This window comes from Mucilaginibacter sp. UYNi724 (genome assembly GCF_054057495.1).
On the sequence record NZ_JBSRZI010000034.1, the window covers coordinates 1 to 2,605 of the forward strand.

2 protein-coding genes are annotated in these 2,605 nt (G+C 46.4%); both read left to right on the forward strand.

Annotation, left to right across the window (positions count from 1 at the left end; all coding sequences use genetic code 11):
• Positions 1-180 precede the first annotated feature (180 nt).
• Positions 181-1,713 (forward strand): IS21 family transposase, encoded by a 1,533-nt coding sequence (gene istA, locus ACVW0P_RS22170; protein ID WP_457134007.1) that lies wholly within the window; start codon positions 181-183, stop codon positions 1,711-1,713.
• Positions 1,714-1,732: 19 nt separating this feature from the next.
• Positions 1,733-2,479, forward strand: coding sequence for an IS21-like element helper ATPase IstB (istB, locus tag ACVW0P_RS22175; RefSeq protein ID WP_091369152.1), 747 nt, complete (start codon positions 1,733-1,735; stop codon positions 2,477-2,479).
• The last annotated feature ends 126 nt before the right edge of the window (positions 2,480-2,605 follow it).

Consider the following 2,605-nt stretch of genomic DNA (forward strand, 5'->3'; position numbering starts at 1 on the left):
TGGAGATTATGATGAATGAGACCACACCATTTCGGCGCAAGCTGACCCACTGTTTCGGGGCAAACTGACCATGGTATTTCGGGGCAAACTGACCCACCAAAACGCGTAGCAAATGCTGTAAAAGTAACCATCTTTTGAGGGTAAAAGACCCGTTCTAAGATGGCCAATTTGACAATCAGCATGAGTAAGATTAGAAAGATTTTAAGGATGAACAGCCAGGGTCGCAGCACGCGATTTATAGCTGCCCAGATTGATTCATCCCGGAATACCGTAAGAAAGTACCTGGCCGTCTTTAAGAAAAGCGGCTTTACCTTTGAAGAAGTTAATAGCCTGAACGATAAGGAACTGGAAGATATTTTCGGCAAGACCAGGGAAAACAACCAGCCAAGCAGCCGTATGCAATCCATGCTGCGCTGCTTCCCCCACGTCGATAAAGAGCTTAAAAAGACCGGTATGAACCGGCAGATCTTGTGGGAAGCCTATATCAAGGAGTTCCCCGAGGGCTATAAGTATACCCAGTTTTGCACGTATTACAACCAGTGGAAGACCAAGGTCAATCCGACCATGCACATGGATCACAAGGCCGGGGACAAACTATACGTCGATTATGCGGGTGAAAAGATGAGCTATACGGACAAGGAAACCGGTGAAGTCATTGAAGTAGAAGTCTTTGTAGCAATCCTTGGTGCCAGCCAGCTCACCTATGTAGAGGCTGTTATGAGCCAGCAAAAGGAAGACTTTATAGCGGCCTGTGAGAATACCCTGCACTTCATCGGGGGCGTTCCTGCCGCCATTGTGCCGGATAACCTGAAGGCGGCCGTAACCAAAAGCAGTCGCTATGAACCTACCCTCAACGAAACATTTGAAGACTTCGCAGATCATTATGGCACTACCATATTACCGGCGCGGGCGTACCGCCCGCGCGACAAGGCATTGGTAGAAGGGGCCGTTAAGATCATTTATACTAAGGTATACGCCCCTTTAAACAAGCATATCTACCATTCTTTAACAGAACTCAATACAGCGATCTGGCAGGCCCTGGAAGTCCATAACAGCCAGTTGCTTAAAGGCCGCAATTACAGCAGGATACTACAGTTTGAAGAGATAGAGCGTGGGACCTTGTCACCGTTGCCTGTCCTGCGTTACCAGTTCAAAAAACACTTTTATGCCAGGGTGATCAAGAATGGCCATGTCAATCTCGGCCCGGATAAACACTATTACAGTGTGCCTTACCGCTTCATCGGCAAAAAAGTCAAGCTGTTATACTCCCGGACCATTGTAGAGATCTACTACAATTATGAGCGTATCGCTTTACATCAGCGCGAAAAGAACCCCTATGGTTATACTACCGACAAAGAACATATGGCCAGCGCCCATCGCTTTAAAAGTGACTGGACGCCAGATATGTTCCTCAATTGGGCGACCTCCATCCATGAGGATGTCAGGCTATATATTCATCAGATACTGGAGCGTAAACAACACCCCGAACAGGCTTACAAATCCTGCCTGGGGATACTTGGCTTTGCAAAAAAAGCAGGGAACGACCGCTTAATAATGGCCTGTCAGCGAGGGCTCAGTTATGGTATTTATAGCTATAAAACGATACAGACCATATTGGAAAACAAGATGGACAATTATGAGGAAAGCATATTTGCCGATGAACTACCTATGCCTGATCATGGTAATATCCGGGGAAAAGACTATTACAAATAACCATTAAAACAACAATAACATGAACACAAGTACCTTAGACAAACTGCGGAAGATGAAGTTCTTCGGCATGTTTCATGCCTTTAAAAGCAGCATGGAAACCGGTAAAACAAACGATTATACGGCAGATGAACTGCTGGCCCACCTGGTAGATGCAGAATGGGACGATCGGCAGAACAGGCGTATCGAACGCACGATCTTATATGCCCGGTTCCGCTATAAAGCTTCAATTGAAGATGTTCACTATCATGCTGACCGAAGTATTGACCGCAACCAGATCATGCGCCTGGCGGATTGTACGTTTGTTGACCGCTTCGAGAACCTGCTGATCACCGGAAGTACCGGTATCGGTAAAAGCTATATTGCTTCTGCCGTGGGCTACCAGGCCTGTGTATTGGGCTACCGGGTATTGTACACCAGTACCCCTAAACTGTTCGCTAAACTAAAGATGGCCAAGGCGGATGGCTCCTACATGAAAGAGCTGGCTAAGATCGAAAGACAGCAATTGCTCATACTCGACGACTTCGGTATCCAGCCTTTTGATGCACAAAGCAGGGCGGCACTAATGGAGATCATTGAAGACAGACACGGTAAAACCTCGCTGATCATCACTTCACAGTTGCCGGTCAGTAAATGGTTTGAGGTGATCGGTGAAAAAACGGTTGCTGATGCGATCCTGGACCGGATCGTTCATGATGCTCACCGCATCGAACTAAAGGGAGAATCTATGAGAAGAAAACGTAACGTAGAACCGGAAAACAGCCATTAATGAAATTACCTTTTAAATAACTATTTTTGTACATGCTTTTATAGCATTTGCTGCAACCCAAAAGTCAGCTAACCCCTGGGTCAATTTGGCCCGAAATAGGGTGGTCTCTATCTCCATAATATACAC